We start from the raw sequence: 17366 nt of genomic DNA on the forward strand, positions 1-17366 counted from the left end.
CCCGCCATGAAATTTCGCAACGTAAAAACATTGGCCGCTTTCGGTGCGCTTCTGGCCGCCGGCGTCGCAACGACCGGTCAGGCGAGCGCCAAGGACTTGACGCTGTGCTGGGCCGCCTGGGATCCGGCGAACGCGCTCGTCGAACTCAGCAAGGATTTCGAGGCCAAGAGCGGCGTCACCATGAAATTCGAGTTCGTGCCGTGGCCGAATTTTGCCGACCGCATGCTCAACGAACTGAATTCCGGCGGCAAGCTCTGCGATCTCATGATCGGCGACAGCCAGTGGATCGGCGGCGCCGCGGAGAACGGCCAATATGTCAAGCTCAACGATTTCTTCGACAAGGAAGGGATCAAGATGAGCGACTTCATCCCGGCGACCGTCGTCGGCTATGCCGAATGGCCGAAGAATTCGCCGAACTACTGGGCGCTGCCGGCCTTCGGCGACGTCGTCGGCTGGAGCTACCGCAAGGACTGGTTCGCCCGTCCGGAATTGCAGGCCGAGTTCAAGGAGAAATACGGCCGCGAACTGGCCGTGCCGAAAACGTTCGGCGAATTGAAGGACATCGCGCAGTTCTTCCAGAAGCGCGAGATCGACGGCAAGACCGTCTATGGCGCGGCGATCTATACGGAGCGCGGCTCCGAGGGCATCACCATGGGCGTCATGGATGTGCTCTATAGCTTCGGCTTCAAATACGAAAACCCGGAAAAGCCCTATGAGCTGGAGGGCTACGTCAACTCCGCCGAGGCGGTGAAGGGGCTGGAGTTCTACAAGGAACTCTACGATTGCTGCACGCCGCCCGGTCATTCCGACGCCTACATGTCGGAGGATATCGACGCCTACAAGTCGGGCCAGGTCGCGCTGCACATGAACTTCGCCTTCACCTGGCCGGGCATCCATGCCGACGCCAATGTCGGCGGCGAAAAGTCGGGTTATTTCCCGAACCCGGCCGGGCCTGACGGTGTCGCCTATGCCCAGCTCGGCGGCCAGGGCATCTCGGTCGTCTCCTCCTCGGAAAAGCAGGAGGATGCGCTCGCCTATATCAAGTGGTTCGCACAGCCGGACATCCAGCAGAAATGGTGGGAGATGGGCGGTTACTCGGCGCTCTTGAAGGTGGTCGAGGACCCGAAGTTCGCCACCAGCCAGCCCTATGCGCAGACCTTCCTCGATTCCATGGCGATCGTGCAGGATTTCTGGGCGGAGCCGGCCTATGCCTCGCTGCTCCAGGCGGCGCAGAAACGCTTCCACGACTATGTCGTCGCCGGCCAGGGTTCGTCCAAGGATGCGCTCGATGGTCTGGTCAAGGACTGGACGCAGGTGTTTGACGACGAAGGCAAGTACTGACGCCATCGGGTGGTCGCTCGCCTAGGGATGGAAACGCTGCCCCATCCCCTTCTCCCCGGCGGGGGGAAGGTGCCGGCAGGCGGATGAGGGGAGATCGACGGCGTCAAAAATCGGAGTGATCCGTCGGCGCCCCCCCCATCCGACCCTTCGGGCCACCTTCTCCCCGCGGGGGAGAAGGGAGAGCGGCACCGTATTGCGTCACCGCCGATCGCCTTCATACTCCGCCCTGTACCCGCGCCTCCCAGCGGGCCACGGCGCGGCCGGAGCCGGGAATGTTCCCCCGGCTCTGTCGCCGCTCAGTCGAAAAATATTAGGGGAATACCCATGCTGAAATCCTCCGTGGACCGGGTCGCCGAGGCGACGCCGCATTCCATCGCCAGACGCATGCACGGCCTGTCCGACCGCGCGCTCGCCTGGCTCTTCGTCGCCCCGTCGATCGTGCTCCTGCTGGCGGTCAACATCTTCCCGCTCATCTGGACCATCCGGCTGAGTTTCACCAATTTCCGCGTCAACCGGCCGAATGCCGAGGTCGAGTTCGTCGGCCTGAAGAACTACCTGAACATCCTGTCGGACCGCGACATCTGGCTGACCATGCAGGCGACGGCGCATTTCCTGATCTGGACCATCGTCTTGCAGGTGCTGATCGGTTTCGCGCTCGCCTATCTCATCAACAAGAAGTTCCGCGGCAACGACCTCTGGACGACGATCATCGTGCTGCCGATGATGCTGAGCCCGGCCGTGGTCGGCAATTTCTGGACCTTTTTGTACCAGCCGCAGATCGGCCTGTTCAATTACGCGGTCGGCTTCCTCACCGGCGCGGACCCCTCCAGCTTCTCGATGATCGGCGACGTCAAACTGGCGCCCTGGGCGATCATCATCGTCGATACCTGGATGTGGACGCCCTTCGTCATGCTGATCTGCCTTGCGGGCCTGCGCTCCATTCCCGGCAGCATCTATGAGGCCGCCGAATGCGACCGCGCCAGCAAGTGGCGGCAGTTCTGGACGATCACCATCCCGCTCGTCCTGCCCTTCCTGATGCTCGCCGTGCTCTTCCGCGGCATCGAGAACTTCAAGATGTTCGACCTCGTCGTGCAACTGACCGGCGGCGGCCCGGGCTCGATCACCGAGCTCACCTCGATCAACCTCAAGCGCGAGGCCTTCGAGAAGTGGCGCACCGGCTACGCCTCGGCCTATGCCGTCATCCTCTTCGTCACGGTCTTCGGCCTCGCCTCGATCTATGTCAAAGCGCTCAACAAGGTGAAACAACGATGAGCAGCTATTCCGTCACCGAGCCGTCGCGGCGGCAGAAATGGGTCGCGGGCATCCTGGTCGTCGGCTATGCGCTGATCACCATCCTGCCCTTGGTCTGGATCATCGGCACCAGCTTCAAGACCCCGTCCGACGCCATCGCCTATCCGCCGAAAACCTTCTTCACGCCGACGGTGGAAGGCTATGTCAACGTCTTCACCACCCGCACCCGCTTGTCGCCCGAACAGTTGCAGGCGCTCGGCGAGCCCACCACCTGGTATGACAAGCTGGTGCGCAAGGACGGGCTCGTCATTTCCGGTCCCTCGCGGTTTGCCGAACGCTTCACCAATTCCGTCATCATCGGCTTCGGCTCGACGGTATTGTGCATCGTACTCGGCACGGCGGCGGCCTATGCCTTCTCGCGCTTCAAGGTGCCGCTAAAGGACGATCTTCTCTTCTTCATCCTCTCGACGCGCATGATGCCGCCGATCGCCGTCGCCATCCCGATCTTCCTGATGTTCCGCTCGCTCGGCCTCAGCGACACCCATGCCGGCATGATCCTGCTCTATACGGCGGTCAACCTGTCGCTTTCCGTCTGGCTGCTGAAGGGTTTCATCGACGAGATCCCCGTCGAATACGAGGAGGCGGCGCTGATCGACGGCTACACCCGCTTCCAGGCCTTCTACAAGGTCGTGCTGCCGCAGGCGGCGACGGGCATCGCTTCGACCGCGATCTTCTGCCTGATCTTCGCCTGGAACGAATACGCCTTCGCCGTGCTGTTGACATCTGGCAACGCCCAGACGGCCCCGCCCTTCATTCCCACCATCATCGGCGTCAGCGGCCAGGATTGGCCCGCCGTCGCCGCCGGCGCCACACTCTTCCTCGTGCCGGTCATGGTGTTCACCATCCTTCTGCGCAAACATCTGCTGCGCGGCATCACCTTCGGAGCAGTCCGCAAATGACACGATTTTTCAACGGCCTCCTGCATTTTCGGCGCAGCGCCTGGGAAATGCTGGCCTCGGTGCTGATCGCCGCGGGCGTCGTCATGCTCATGCAGCCCTTCGCGCTCGCGCTCTATTCCTGGTCCTTCGTCATAACCCTGCTGGGCACGGTGATGTTCATCATCGTCAGCCATTTCCCGGAGTAGGCCGATGGCGCAAATCAGGATCCAGAACGTGCGCAAGGAGTTCGGCGCCTTCACCGCCGTGCGCTCCTCCTCCTTCACCATCGAGGACGGCGAGTTCTTCATGCTGCTCGGCCCCTCCGGCTGCGGCAAGACCACGACGCTGCGCATGATGGCCGGCCTCGAACTGCCGACCTCGGGCGAAATCTTCATCGACGGCGAGGAGGTCGGCATGAAGCCGGCCAGCCAGCGCGACATCGCCTTCGTCTTCCAGATGTTCGCACTCTACCCGCACATGAACGTGCGCAAAAACATCTCCTATCCGCTCGTCAGCCAGGGCATGAAGCGCGAGGAGGTGAAGACGCGCGTCGCCGAGGTCGCCCGCATCCTCAAGATCGAGCATATCCTCGAAAAACCCGTCGGCGGCCTCTCCGGCGGCGACCGCCAGCGCGTGGCGCTCGGCAGGGCCATCGTGCGCCGGCCGAAAGCCTTCTTCATGGACGAGCCGCTCGGCGCGCTCGATGCGGAGTTCCGCGAGCACATGGCGGAGGAACTGCGCGCGCTGCACGACCGCATGGGCGCGACAACAGTCTATGTCACGCACGACCAGCTCGAAGCCATGCAGATGGGCGACAAGATCGTCGTGATGAACCACGGCGTCGTGGAACAGTTCGGCAAGCCGCAGCAGATCTACGACTGGCCGGCGACGAAATTCGTCGCCCAGTTCATCGGTTCGCCCTCGATGAACTTTCTGGAGTTCGAAGGCATGATCGGCATTGGCGGCGACAGCGTCGATCTCGGCGGCATCAGGATGACCGTGCCCGCCGCCCGCGAAGGCCGCGCCGGCCGCCTGACACTCGGCGTGCGCCCGGAACATGTGAGATTGCGCGACGACGCGGCCTATCGCGGCCAGGTCAGCGCCGTCGAATATCTCGGCACGACGCAGATCGTCACGCTCTCGACGGGGCACGGCGAGCTGAAGGCGCGCATTTCCTCCGGCCATAGGGTGCGCGAGGACGAGCTGGTCGGCCTCGATTTCGACGCGCGAACCCTCTCGCTGTTCGATGCGGAAAGCGGCAAGGCCCTCCTGTCAGAGGGCAATGAAGGAGTGCTGGCCCATGGCTGAGATCGTGCTTGAAAACGTCACGAAACGCTTCGGCGACACCGTCGCGCTCGACAATGTCTCCCTGACGGTGCCGGACGGCTCCTTCGTCGTGCTGCTCGGGCCGACGGGCGCGGGCAAGACGACCACGCTGCGCATGGTCTCCGGCCTCGATGCGCCCGACAGCGGCGAGGTCTTTATCGACGGCCGGCCGATGAAGGGCCTGTCGCCGGCCGAGCGCAATGTCGCCATGGTGTTTCAGCAATATTCGCTCTATCCGCACCTCACCGTCCGCCAGAACCTGGAATTCCCGCTGAAATCCCCGCTCCTGAAGACGCCGAAAGCGGCGATCGACCGGAAGGTCCGGGAGGTCGCAGAGGTCCTGCAGATCGCCCACAAGCTGGAAAACAAGGCGACGGCGCTTTCGGGCGGCGAGATGCAGCGCGTCTCCATCGGCCGTGCGCTGGTGCGCAATCCCGAAATCTTCCTGATGGACGAGCCGCTAAGCTCGCTCGACGCGAAACTTAGGGCGGACCTGCGCATCGAATTGAAGCGCATCCAGGCGAAATCCGGCGCGACGCTGCTCTACGTCACCCACGACCAGATCGAGGCGATGACCATGGCGACCCATGTCGGCGTGCTCAACGAGGGCAGGCTGGTGCAGTTCGGCTCGCCGCGCGAGGTCTATGAGCAGCCCGTCAGCGTCTATGCCGCGACCCGCCTCGGCCAGCCGCGCATCAACGTGCTGCCGGCCGATCTTTTCGCCGGCGCTCCGGCGGGGGCGAAGAACATCGGCCTTCGTCCGGAGCATATATCGCAAGGGGAGGGCGAGGAGGCGCTGGTCAAGCGCGTCGAGCATCTCGGCGACCAGACCCGCCTGCACCTTTCCTTCAAGCGGCACGACCTCATCACCGTCACCGACGCCCACACGCCGCTCCGGGGCGGCGAGACCATAAAAATCCAACCGTCACGGCCGCTCTATTTCGACGCCGCCGGCATGCGTATAGCTTAGGGAGAACAACAACCATGGCGCAATTCATCAACAAGCGCGAAGATGTCGTCACCGAGGCGATCGACGGGGTGCTGGCCCTTTCCGGCGGGGCGCTGACCCGGCTCGACGGCTATCCGCATATCCGCGTCGTCCTGCGCAGCGACTGGGACAAGTCGAAGGTGGCGATCGTCTCCGGCGGCGGCTCGGGCCACGAGCCTGCCCATGTCGGCTTCGTCGGCAAGGGCATGCTGACTGCCGCCGTCTGCGGCGACGTCTTTGCCTCGCCGAGCGTCGACGCCGTGCTCGCCGGCATTCTGGCGGTCACCGGCCCCGCCGGATGTCTCCTCATCGTCAAGAACTACACCGGCGACCGCCTCAATTTCGGCCTTGCCGCCGAGCGCGCCCGCGCCTTCGGCCTCAACGTCTCGATGGTCATCGTCGGCGACGACATCGCGCTGCCCGACCTGCCGCAAGCCCGCGGCGTCGCCGGCACGCTCTTCGTGCACAAGATCGCCGGCGCGCTCGCCGAACAGGGCGCCGACCTCGACACGGTCACGAAAGCCGCCAGGCACGTCATCGCCGGCACGCGCTCCATCGGCATGTCGCTCGATACCTGCCGCGTGCCCGGTTCGCCGAAGGAGGACCGCATTCCCGACGGCAAGGCCGAACTCGGCCTCGGCATCCATGGTGAGGCGGGCGTCGAGCAGATCGATTTCACCGGCGCCCGCGCCGCCGTCGCCACAATGGTCGAGCGGCTTGCCGCCATCATGGGCGAGGGGCCGCATGTCGTGCTGATCAACAATCTCGGCGGCGCCTCGGTGGTGGAAATGTCGGTGCTCGCCCATGACCTCCTCGGCTCCTCGATCGGCAGAAAAATCACCCACGCCATAGGCCCCGCGCCACTGATGACCTCGCTCGACATGCAGGGCTTTTCGATCTCCGTCTTCCCCGTCGACGCGGCCGAGCTGGAACTCCTGAAAACCCCCGTGCCGATCGCCGCCTGGCCCGGCGTTTCGGAAATCCGGCCGATCGCCATCGCCGCCCTGCCGGACGGCCTGACGCCGATCACGCCGATGGCCTCGCACCACGAAGCGACCCGCGCCTTCGTCATCGATTGCTGCAATGTCCTCATCGCCGCCGAACAGGACCTCAACGCCCTCGACGCCAAATCCGGCGACGGCGACACCGGCTCGACGCTGGCCGGCGCCGCCCGCGCGCTGATCAGCGCCATCGACCGTCTGCCGCTCTCCGACCACACGCAGCTCCTGCGCGCCATCGGCCAGGAGCTGAGCCAGACGATGGGCGGCTCCTCCGGCGTGCTGCTCGCCATCTTCTTCGCCGCCGCCGGCGACGGCGCCTCCAGCGGCCTGCCGATGCGCGAGGCGTTGCGCGCGGGCCTTGCCCGCATGCAGGAGATCGGCGGCGCGCATATCGGCGACCGCACCATGGTCGATGCGCTCTCCCCGGCGCTCGAAGCGCTCGGCGAGAGTGTTGCCGCCGCTGCGGGTGCGGCAAGGCAGGGCGCGAACTTCACCGCGACGCTGACGCGGGCGAAGGCCGGGCGGGCGGCCTACATCAATGCGAAGCAGTTGGAGGGGCATGTCGATCCGGGTGCGGAGGCGGTCGCCCGGCTGTTCGAGCATCTGGCGGCTTGAAAGCATTTTGTCATGTAAAAAAGGCCGGAGGATTTCCCTCCGGCCTTTTGTGTTGTCGCACCGCCCTCCGCCCACACATTCTGGGGAGGGTTTTTTGGCTTTACGCCGCGTGCGCCTCGCTTTCCCCTTCCATCGTCGACTTGCCGTGCTGCACCAGCGGGCGGTTGCCCGCGAGGCGCCGCAGCAGCACGTAGAACACCGGCGTCATGAAGATGCCGAAGAAGGTGACGCCGATCATGCCGGAGAACACGGCAAGGCCCATGGCGGCGCGCATTTCGGCACCCGCGCCGGTCGAGAGCACCAGCGGCACGACGCCCATGATGAAGGCCATGGAGGTCATCAGGATCGGGCGCAGGCGCAGGCGGCTGGCTTCGATCGCGGCCTGGACGGGTGTCCTGCCCTCGAATTCCAGTTCGCGTGCGAACTCGACGATCAGGATGGCGTTCTTCGCCGATAGGCCCACCAGCACCACGAGGCCGATCTGGGTGAAGACGTTGTTGTCGCCGCCCGTGTACCAGACCCCGGCAAGTGCCGCGAGCACGCCCATCGGCACGATCATGATGATGGCGATCGGCAGCGTCAGGCTTTCATATTGCGCGGCGAGCACCAGGTAGACCAGCAGCAGCGCCAGCGGGAAGACGACGATGCTCGAATTGCCGGCAAGGATCTGCTGGTAGGTGAGATCCGTCCACTCGAAGTCGATGCCTGATGGCAGCGTCTCGGCGGCGATCCTTTCCACCGCGGCCTGCGCCTGGCCGGAGGAGAAGCCGGGGGCCGGGCCGCCGTTGATGTCGGCGGCAAGGAAGCCGTTGTAGCGCGTGGTGCGCTCCGGGCCGGTGGTGGCGTCCACCTTGAGCAGCGCGGCGAGCGGGATCATCTCGCCGGACTGCGAGCGCACTTTCAACTGGCCGATGTCTTCCGGTTTGGCGCGGAAGGCGGAGTCGGCCTGGACACGCACCGAATAGGTGCGGCCGAAGGCGTTGAAGTCGTTGACGTAGAGCGAGCCGAGATAGATCTGCAACGTCTCGAACACGTCGGTCACGCGCACGCCGAGCTGCTGGGCCTTGGAACGGTCGAGGTCGGCATAGAGCTGCGGCACGTTGATCTGGAAGCTGGAGAACAGGCCCGCCAGCTCCGGCGTCTGGTAGGCTTTGGCGAGGAACGCCTGCGTCGCCTCGTTGAGCGGCCCGTAGCCGAGGCCGGCGCGGTCTTCGATCTGCAGCTTGAAACCGCCCGTCGTGCCGAGGCCGTTGACCGGCGGCGGCGGGAACATGGCGATGAAGGCGTCCTGGATGCCGGAGAACTTCTGGTTGAGCTGCATGGCGATGGCACCGCCGGAAAGCTCCGGCGTCGTGCGCTCCTCGAAGGGGGCGAGCGAGGCGAAGACGATGCCGGAGTTCGAGCCGATGGTGAAGCCGTTGATGGAGAGGCCCGGGAAGGCGATGGCATGCTCGACGCCCGGCTGTTCCAAGGCGATCTCGCTCATCTTCTTGATGACCTCTTCCGTGCGGTCGAGGGTGGCGCCGTCAGGAAGCTGTGCGAAGCCGATGAGATACTGCTTGTCCTGTGCCGGCACGAAGCCGCCGGGCACGGCGTTGAACACCGCATAGGTCGCGCCGACGAGGGCGAGATAGACCGCCATGACCAGCGACTTGCGCGAGACCAGCCCGCCGACGCTGCGGCCGTACCCCTTGCCGGCGGCGTTGAAGGCGCGGTTGAAGCCGCGGAAGAACCAGCCGAACAGGCCGTCCATGATCCGCGTCAGCCAATCCTTCGGCGCATGGTGGTCCTTCAGGAGAAGAGCCGCCAATGCCGGGGAAAGCGTCAGCGAGTTGATGGCGGAGATGACCGTCGAGATGGCGATGGTCAGCGCGAACTGGCGGTAGAACTGGCCGGAAAGACCGCTGATGAAGGCGAGCGGCACGAAGACAGCGACGAGCACCAGCGCGATGGCGATGATCGGGCCGGAGACTTCGCGCATCGCCCGGTAGGTGGCTTCGCGCGGGGTGAGGCCGTTCTCGATGTTGCGCTCGACGTTTTCGACGACGACGATCGCGTCGTCCACCACGATGCCGATGGCGAGAACGAGACCGAAGAGCGTCAGCGCGTTCACCGAGAAGCCGAAGGCATACATGACGGCGAAGGTGCCGATGATCGAGACCGGGACGGCGAGCAGCGGGATGATCGAGGCGCGCCAGGTCTGGAGGAAGACGATGACGACGAGCACGACCAGGGCGATCGCTTCGAGCAGCGTATCGACGACCTTTTCGATCGAGGCGCGCACGAATTCCGTCGTGTCGTAGACGATCTCGTATTTCACGCCTTCGGGCATGGCGAGCTGGAGCTGGTCCATCGTGGCGCGCACGTTGTCGGCGATCTCGATGGCGTTCGAGCCTGGCGCCTGGAGCACGGCGACGGCGACGGCCGGCTCGCCGTCGAGCAGCGAGCGCAGCGAATAGTCGGCCGCGCCCATCTCGATGCGCGCGACGTCGCGAAGGCGGGTGATCTCGCCTTCCGTGCCGGTCTTCACGATGATGTTGCCGAACTCTTCCGGCGTGCGAAGGCGGCCTTGCGCGTTGACGTTGAGCTGGAGGTTGACGTCGCTGGACGTCGGCGAGGCACCGATGATGCCGGCGGCCGCCTGGACGTTCTGCTCGCGGATGGCGTTGGAAATATCGCTGGCGGCGAGCGCATGTTCGGCCGCCTTCTGCGGGTCGATCCAGACGCGCATCGCATAGTCGCCCGCGCCGAACACCTGGACCTGGCCGACGCCTTCGATGCGGGCGAGGCGGTCCTTGATGTTCAGCGTGGCATAGTTGCGAAGATAGGTGATGTCGTATCGGTCGGTCTTCGAGACGAGGTTCACCACCATGATGAAGTCGGGCGAGCTTTTGACCGTGGTGACGCCGAGCGCGCGCACTTCCGCCGGCAGGCGCGGCTCGGCCTGCGACACGCGGTTCTGCACGAGCTGCTGGGCCTTGTCCGGGTCGGTGCCGAGCTTGAAGGTGACCGTCAGCGTCAGGACGCCGTCGGAGGTCGCCTGGCTGTTCATGTAGAGCATGTCCTCGACGCCGTTGATCTGCTCTTCGAGCGGTGTCGCGACGGTTTCGGAAATGACGACCGGGTTTGCACCGGGATAGGTGGCGCGCACGACGATCGAGGGCGGAACGACCTCGGGATATTCGGAGATCGGCAGGGCGCGCATGCCGATCAGGCCGGCGACCACGATGAGGATCGACAGCACACCGGCAAAGACCGGGCGATCGATGAAGAAACGGGAGATATTCATGGCGAAAGGACCCCTCTCCAGGGACGAACAGGCCCATCCGGCGGGCGATGCGCCGCCGGCGGGTATGGGATTGTTGCTTGCATTGGGGCAGGGCGGGTGAGCGTCCTGCCGATCTTTGGTTATGGCGATCGCCACGCCTTCCGTAGGGAAGATCGTCGCAGTCGGTCTGGCCCCTCATCCGGCCTGCCGGCCACCTTCTCCCCGTAAACGGGGCGAAGGGGATCCGCCGCGCCGGTTTCCCCTATCGTGCCCGTTCGTGGGGCACGTCCCCTCCCCCCGCTTGCGGGGAGAGGGTTAGGGTGAGGGGCCGAACCTCGACCCGCCCGCTTACTTCACCGAGGCGACGTTCTCCTGCACCTGCGGATCGACGACGACACCCGGGCGGATGCGCTGCAGGCCGTTGACGACGATGCGGTCACCGCCGGAAAGGCCGCTTTCGACGATGCGCTCATTGCCCGAGAGGCCGCCGAGCACGACCGGCCGGTAGGTCACCTTGTTGTCCTTGTCGATGACGAAGACGAACTTCTTGTCCTGGTCCGTGCCGACAGCCTTCTCGCTGACGAGGATCTTGCTCTCGGCCCTGGGCTCGCCCATGCGGATGCGCACGAACTGGCCGGGGATCAGCCGGCCGCCGGGATTGTCGAAGACGGCGCGCACGGTGATCGTGCCGCTTGCCGCATCCACCTCGTTGCCGATGAGCTGGAGCTTGCCGTGGATCGGCGTGCCCTCGTCGACAAGCGTGCCGACTTCGACCGGGATCTGGTCGATCGGCGGCAGTGCGCCATCGGAGGCCGGCAGGGCGGCGAGCGCCTTGGCGACCGTCTCCTCGCTGACATTGAAGCCGGCATAGATCGGATCGACCGAGACGAGCGTCGTCAGGGCCGGCGAGGCGGAGCCTTCGGCAACGAGGTTGCCGACGGTGATCTCCACTTTGCCGACACGGCCGGCGACCGGTGCGCGCACTTCGGTATAGCCGAGCTGGAGCTTTGCGGCATGCAGGGCGGCTTGCGCCGTCTTCAGCGCGGCGCGGGCCTCGGCCAGCGCGTTCTGGCGCTGATCGACCTCGCTCTGCGAGACGCTGTTGCTCTTGGCAAGCCGCTCACCGCGTTCCAGTTCGATCGAGGCGAGTTTCACTCGCGCTTCGGCGGAGGCGTACTGGCCTTCGGCCTGCGTCACCGCTGTCCTGTAGGGCTCCTGGTCGATGGTGAAGAGCAGGTCGCCCGCCTTCACCAATGCGCCTTCGCGGAAATTCACCGCCTCGATGGCGCCGGCGACGCGCGAGCGGATCTGCACGCGGTCGATGGCCTCCAGGCGGCCGGAAAACTCCTGCCAGGCGACGACATCGCGGTTCTCGACGACGGCGACCGTGACCGGCACCGCCGGCACTTCGGCCGTCACGGTGGCTTCGGCCTGGGCGACGTTGCCCGGCAGTTGGAAATAAAGGGCTGCGGCGGAAACGGACACAGCCAGTGCCAGGCCGGCGCCCGTCAGGGCCCAGCGTTTGCGCTTCGACGTCATTGTCTTTTCTCCTTGCGGCCTTTCCGGCCACGCTCTATCGGCTTGTTCTCAATGCAAATTAGTGAATGCTTATATCCTTGATGAAATCGGAGAAATGGTCGGCGAGGGAGTTTCGCCATGCTCCGGTGACATCGGATTTCCCGCTGTAAATCGAAGACCAGCCTGTTCCCGCGGGAAGAACATGCTGCTGAACCTTGACGCCCGACGCCCTCAGACGGTCGGCATAACCCTGCGCCTCGTCGAGGAGCGGGTCGTCCGCCGCCGACAGGACAAGGGCCGGGGCGACGCCCGAGAGCCGTGAACAGAGGCTCGGGGCGGCGTAGGGGTGGCAAACGCCGCCGCTGAGATAATGGCTCCAGCCATTGGACCAACGCTCGCGCATCCCGATCTCATCGGCGCTGCGGAAGGAGGTCGTACCCATGAAGGGATCAAGCAGCGGCGAGATGAGCACCTGGCCGTCGAGCTCGTTGGCAAAGTGGTCGCGCGCCTTGAGCGCCACGCCGGCGGCGATGTTGCCGCCCGCTTCCTCGCCGCCGATGAGCAGCGGCGACTTGCGGTCGCCGAGGCCTGCACACTTCTTGGCAAGATAGGAAAACACCGAGAAGCCGACTTCCAGCGGCTGGGGGAAGATCCCGCCACCCGGCGCATTATAGTCGGGCACGGCGACGATGGCACCGGTCGCAGCCAGCATTTCGGCAAGCGGGCACTCGACAACACCGGATTCGAGGAAAGCGCCGCCATGAAAGTAGAGCAGGATGGGGGCGCCCTTGGCGAACTCCGCTCCCTGATAGACGCGCGCGGACACGGGGCCGCTGGCCACCTTGTCGAACGTCATGTCCTTGATCTCTACCGACATCGTCTCGCCCTCGCCCCGCTCCGGAATTAGAATGGGGCCTCACCATTTATATCGTACCTGATCTCTGCGATATAAGTGTGCTAAAACTGACTTCACTATCCAGAATTTCGAACAATCATAGCTTCCGACGCAGGAATGTTCCATGGATCAGCTTTCCGCAATGCGTGCCTTTCTCCGTGTGGTCGAGACCGGCAATTTCACCCGGGCCTCCGCCGCGCTCGGCATGCCCAAGGCGACGGTGAGCAATCTCATCCAGAATCTGGAAACCCATCTCCAGACCAAGCTGCTCAACCGCACGACGCGGCGGGTGATGGTGACGACGGACGGCGCGCTTTATTACGAGCGGGCAATCCAGATCGTCGCGGAGATCGACGAACTCGACGGCAGCCTTTCACACTCCCATGCAAGCCCCCGTGGCCGGCTGCGCGTCGAGATGGCGGGGGCCTTCGCCGACCTCCTGATCATCCCGAAGCTCGGCGATTTCCATAAGAAGTATCCCGATATCCATATCGACCTCGGGGTCGGCGACCGGACGGTGGATTATCTCGCCGAGAACGTCGACTGCGCCCTGCGCGGCGGGGCGCCGGGCGACCAGTCGCTGATCGCAAGGCGGGTGGCGGAGATCGACGTGGTTACCTGTGCCGCGCCTGCCTATCTGGAGATCTTCGGCGCGCCGGAGCATCCGCTGGATCTCGGCGGGGAGCATCATTGCGTCAACTACTTCCTCGCACAGACGGGCCGCACCATGCCCTTCGAATTCGAGAAAGGCGCGGAAAAAATCGAGGTCAACAGCCGCTATATCGTGTCGGTCAACGATGCCCGCAGCTATCTCGCCGCCGCGCTCTCCGGCCTCGGCATCGTGCCGCTGCCGCGCTTCATGGCGACGGAGGCGCTGGCGAGCGGGGCGCTGGTGCCCGTTCTGCCCGGCTGGCGCTCCGAGCCCATTCCGCTCTACATCGTCTATCCGCCGAACCGACACCTCTCCAACAAGGTGCGCGTCTTCGTCGACTGGCTGGTGCGCCTGCTTGCCGAAGCACAGCTCGGCAAACCGGCCTAGGCCGAAACGGCTGTCTCGTCATGACGCCGGCACAGGGGAGAAGGCATGTCCGGTTTGACGGCGCGAATACGGGTCGCACCCGGCAAACGGAACGCGGCGACCACCCTCAAGAACGAGAGGATGCCGGTTCTTGGCGTTTGACACGCACGATTTCGAGATCGAGGAGATCCTGTTTGAGGAGGGCGAACTCCTCGTGCTCTCGCTCGGCTTTGCGTCAGCGGACGATCCGCTCGACATCTTGCACATCGCCTGCGGGCGTACCCGGAGCAGCACGGAACCGCCGCTCCTCGAAGACCTGCTCTATCTTGAACGCACGGACCAGGACCTTGCCTGCGACGGCCACGCGGTGCGTGCGCTCATCGGCCATCCCGACCATGTCGAGCTTGTCCTGACGGAGGAGGGCGCTGCCGCCCTCGGCCTTGCCGCCCGCACGCGCTTCCGGTTCACCCGCCAGCCGTCGCTCGCCGCCGACGCGCTGCGGCTGCTTGCCGCCATGGCCGCTGCCGGCCAGAGCCAGGTTGCCATGCGGAAGGCCGTCTCTCCGAGTGCGACATAGACGCTCGTGGCAATGGGCGTATAACGGATCCAACACATCTTCCCCACCGAAAGGAACAGCCCATGGACCGCTGGCCCGACCGCCGCATTCTCGATCTCTTCGGCATCGACCTGCCCATCCTCCAGGCGCCGATGGCCGGCTCGACCGGAGCGGAGATGGCCATCGCCGTTTCAAGGGCCGGCGGGCTGGGGTCACTGCCGAGTGCGCTGCTCAGCGTCGAGCAGGTACAGGCGGCGCTCACCGATATCCGCACCGCCACGGATCGGCCGGTCAATGTGAATTTTTTTGCCCATACGCCGCCGACGGAGAACGCGGCCGCCGATGCGGCCTGGAAACAGGGTCTCTCCGGCTATTACCTCGAAGCGGGTCTCGACCCCGCCATGCCGATCCCCGCGACGGGGCGCGCGCCCTTCGACGACGCCTATTGCCGCGTGGTGGAAACGGTGCGGCCGGAGGTGGTGAGCTTTCATTTCGGCCTGCCGGAGGCGGGGCTGCTCGCAAGGGTCAGGGCGACGGGCGCGAAAATCATCTCGTCGGCGACGACGGTCGCCGAGGCCGTCTGGCTGGAGGCGCATGGCGTGGATGCGGTCATCGCCATGGGCTTCGAGGCCGGCGGCCACCGCGGCAGTTTCCTGACCGACAACATGGCGGCGCAGGTGGGCACGATGGCGCTGGTGCCGCAGGTGGTGGATGCGGTGAAGGTTCCCGTCATCGCAGCGGGCGGCATCGCCGATGGGCGAGGGGTGGCGGCGGCGCTGATGCTGGGCGCGTCGGCCGTGCAGGTCGGCACGGCCTATCTCTTCACACCGGAGGCGCGGATGAACCCGTTCCACAAGGCGGCGATGGCGACGGCACGCGACGACAACACGGCGCTCACCAATCTTTTCACCGGCCGGCCGGCACGCGGCATCTTCAACCGGCTGATGCGGGAGATCGGCCCGATGTCGGAGCTCGCCCCCGCCTTCCCGACGGCCGGCGGCGCGCTCGCCCCGATCCGCGCGAAGGCCGAGGCGGCGGGACGGGATGATTTCACCAATCTCTGGTCCGGCCAGGCCGCACGGCTCGCGCGGGCCCTGCCGGCAGGGGAGCTGACGACAAAGCTCGTTGCGGAGGCGATGGAGGTTTTGGGGCGGCGTTAATGTGGACCAAGGTGTGAGCTTTGCCCCTCACCCTAACCCTCTCCCCGCAAGCGGGGAGAAGGTGCCGGCAGGCGGATGCGGGGCGAAGTCGCTCTGAGTTCGACCTCAGTTCTGGTCGAGCGCCCGCGTCAGCGTCAGGGCCGCAATCGTGCAGATCGCGCCCGAGATCAGATAACCGCCGATGAAGATGATGCCGAAGCTGGTGGCAAGGCCGAGCGCCACGAGCGGCGCAAAGCCGGCGCCGACGAGCCAGGCGAGGTCCGAGGTCAGCGCCGCGCCGGTGTAGCGATAGTACTTCGTGAAGCGCGAGGAGACGGCGCCCGAGGACTGGCCGAAGGTGAGGCCGAGGATGAAGAAGCCGATCAGGATATAGGCATCCTGCCCCTTGCCGCCGGAATCCAGCAGGAACGGCGCGGAGAAGGAGAAGATCGCGATGAGGATGGCGCCGGCCATGAGCTGGTTGCGCCGCCCGATGCGATCGGCGATGACGCCCGAGAGCACGATCCCCACGGCGCCGACGGCCGCGCCCGCCACCTGCACCCAGAGGAACTCCTGCACCGACTGGCCGCCATTGAGCGTGATCCAGGAGAGCGGGAAGATGGTGACGAGGTGGAACATGGCGAAGCTTGCCAGCGGCACGAAGGCGCCGAGCACCACATCCATCGAATGTTTGCTGAGCATTTCGAAGACCGGCCGGGGCTGCAGTTCCTGCGCTTCCATGGCCGCGCCGAACTCCTTGCTGGCGACGATGCGCAGGCGCGCGAAGAGCGCCACGACGTTGATGGCGAAGGCGACGAAGAACGGATAGCGCCAGCCCCAGGCGAGGAAATCCGCCTCCGAAAGACTGGTGACGAAATAACCGAACAGGATGCTGGCGAGCGCAAAGCCGAAGGGCGCGCCGAGCTGCGGGATCATCGCATACCAGCCGCGGCGGTTTTCCGGCGCGCTGAGGCTGAGCAGCGAGGCGAGCCCGTCCCAGGCGCCGCCGAGCGCGAAACCCTGCCCCAGCCGGAAGAGCGCGAGCAGCGCGACCGCCCAGTAGCCGATCGTCTCGTAGCCCGGCAGGAAGGCGATGGAGGCGGTGGAGCCGCCAAGGATGACCAGTGCCACCGTCAGCTTGGTGCCGCGGCCGTAGTTGCGGTCGATCCACATGAAGACGAAGGAGCCGACCGGACGGGCGAGGAAGGCGAGGGGGAAGAGCGCGAAGGACATCAGCGTCGCGGCGACGGCGCTGCCGGCAAAGGGGAAGATCAGCTTCGGGAAAACGAGGATGGAGCCGAGGCCGTAAACGAAGAAATCGAAGAATTCGGAGGTGCGCCCGATCACCACGCCGATGGCGACACTGCCGGGCGACAGCGGCTTGTCGTCCGCATGCATGCGGCGGGCATCCCGCTCGAGACCGGAGGACGAAGGATTAGCGACCGAACTCATGAATTTCTCCGAGCAATGTGCGCCATGTCGTTAGAGTGTTGACTATTCGGCGTCCAATAT

The 17366-nt window shown here is 65.2% G+C and carries 14 protein-coding genes; 10 read left to right on the forward strand and 4 right to left on the reverse strand.

From position 1 onward, the window contains the following. Positions 1-6 precede the first annotated feature (6 nt). The 7 genes from AKG11_RS14515 (at position 7) to AKG11_RS14545 (ending at position 7460) form a co-directional block, all read left to right on the forward strand. Complete coding sequence (locus AKG11_RS14515; RefSeq protein ID WP_037406593.1) at positions 7-1341, forward strand: ABC transporter substrate-binding protein; 1335 nt, start codon at positions 7-9, stop codon at positions 1339-1341. Positions 1342-1665: 324 nt separating this feature from the next. Then, a complete protein-coding gene (locus tag AKG11_RS14520; protein ID WP_050744356.1) occupies positions 1666-2613 on the forward strand; it encodes a carbohydrate ABC transporter permease in 948 nt (315 codons plus the stop codon). Next, positions 2610-3551 (forward strand): carbohydrate ABC transporter permease, encoded by a 942-nt coding sequence (locus AKG11_RS14525; RefSeq protein ID WP_050744357.1) that lies wholly within the window; start codon positions 2610-2612, stop codon positions 3549-3551. Before AKG11_RS14520 ends, AKG11_RS14525 begins: the two co-directional genes overlap by 4 nt. Next, on the forward strand, positions 3548-3736 hold the full coding sequence (locus tag AKG11_RS14530; RefSeq protein ID WP_050744358.1) for a hypothetical protein: 189 nt from the start codon (positions 3548-3550) through the stop codon (positions 3734-3736). The genes AKG11_RS14525 and AKG11_RS14530 overlap by 4 nt, the downstream gene beginning before the upstream one ends. A 4-nt stretch (positions 3737-3740) precedes the next feature. Beyond that, positions 3741-4838: an ABC transporter ATP-binding protein gene (locus AKG11_RS14535; protein WP_050744359.1), complete on the forward strand. Its 1098-nt coding sequence runs from the start codon at positions 3741-3743 to the stop codon at positions 4836-4838. Further along, a complete protein-coding gene (locus tag AKG11_RS14540) occupies positions 4831-5826 on the forward strand; it encodes an ABC transporter ATP-binding protein (RefSeq protein ID WP_050744428.1) in 996 nt (331 codons plus the stop codon). The genes AKG11_RS14535 and AKG11_RS14540 overlap by 8 nt, the downstream gene beginning before the upstream one ends. A gap of 14 nt (positions 5827-5840) precedes the next feature. Then, complete coding sequence (locus AKG11_RS14545; protein WP_050744360.1) at positions 5841-7460, forward strand: dihydroxyacetone kinase subunit DhaK; 1620 nt, start codon at positions 5841-5843, stop codon at positions 7458-7460. A 100-nt stretch (positions 7461-7560) separates the two neighbouring features. On the opposite strand, the gene AKG11_RS14550 is transcribed toward AKG11_RS14545, so the two are convergent. The 3 genes from AKG11_RS14550 to AKG11_RS14560 all read right to left on the reverse strand — a co-directional run bounded on the left by AKG11_RS14550 (position 7561) and on the right by AKG11_RS14560 (position 13123). Further along, on the reverse strand, positions 7561-10749 hold the full coding sequence (locus tag AKG11_RS14550) for an efflux RND transporter permease subunit (protein ID WP_050744361.1): 3189 nt from the start codon (positions 10747-10749) through the stop codon (positions 7561-7563). Between the two features lie 327 nt (positions 10750-11076). After that, a complete protein-coding gene (locus AKG11_RS14555; RefSeq protein WP_050744362.1) occupies positions 11077-12267 on the reverse strand; it encodes an efflux RND transporter periplasmic adaptor subunit in 1191 nt (396 codons plus the stop codon). A gap of 58 nt (positions 12268-12325) precedes the next feature. After that, entirely contained in the window at positions 12326-13123 is a 798-nt protein-coding gene (locus tag AKG11_RS14560; RefSeq protein WP_050744363.1) for an alpha/beta hydrolase fold domain-containing protein, read from the reverse strand. A 142-nt stretch (positions 13124-13265) separates the two neighbouring features. On the opposite strand from AKG11_RS14560, the gene AKG11_RS14565 reads away from it, so the two are divergent. The 3 genes from AKG11_RS14565 (at position 13266) to AKG11_RS14575 (ending at position 15875) form a co-directional block, all read left to right on the forward strand. Then, entirely contained in the window at positions 13266-14180 is a 915-nt protein-coding gene (locus AKG11_RS14565) for a LysR family transcriptional regulator (RefSeq protein WP_050744364.1), read from the forward strand. A 130-nt stretch (positions 14181-14310) separates the two neighbouring features. Continuing rightward, positions 14311-14736, forward strand: coding sequence for a hypothetical protein (locus AKG11_RS14570; RefSeq protein ID WP_050744365.1), 426 nt, complete (start codon positions 14311-14313; stop codon positions 14734-14736). A 62-nt stretch (positions 14737-14798) separates the two neighbouring features. Next, positions 14799-15875: an NAD(P)H-dependent flavin oxidoreductase gene (locus tag AKG11_RS14575; RefSeq protein ID WP_050744366.1), complete on the forward strand. Its 1077-nt coding sequence runs from the start codon at positions 14799-14801 to the stop codon at positions 15873-15875. A 105-nt stretch (positions 15876-15980) separates the two neighbouring features. On the opposite strand, the gene AKG11_RS14580 is transcribed toward AKG11_RS14575, so the two are convergent. After that, positions 15981-17306: an MFS transporter gene (locus tag AKG11_RS14580; RefSeq protein ID WP_050744367.1), complete on the reverse strand. Its 1326-nt coding sequence runs from the start codon at positions 17304-17306 to the stop codon at positions 15981-15983. Between the last annotated feature and the right edge of the window lie 60 nt (positions 17307-17366).

This window comes from Shinella sp. SUS2, assembly GCF_001262505.1.
Classification (GTDB): Bacteria; Pseudomonadota; Alphaproteobacteria; order Rhizobiales; family Rhizobiaceae; genus Shinella.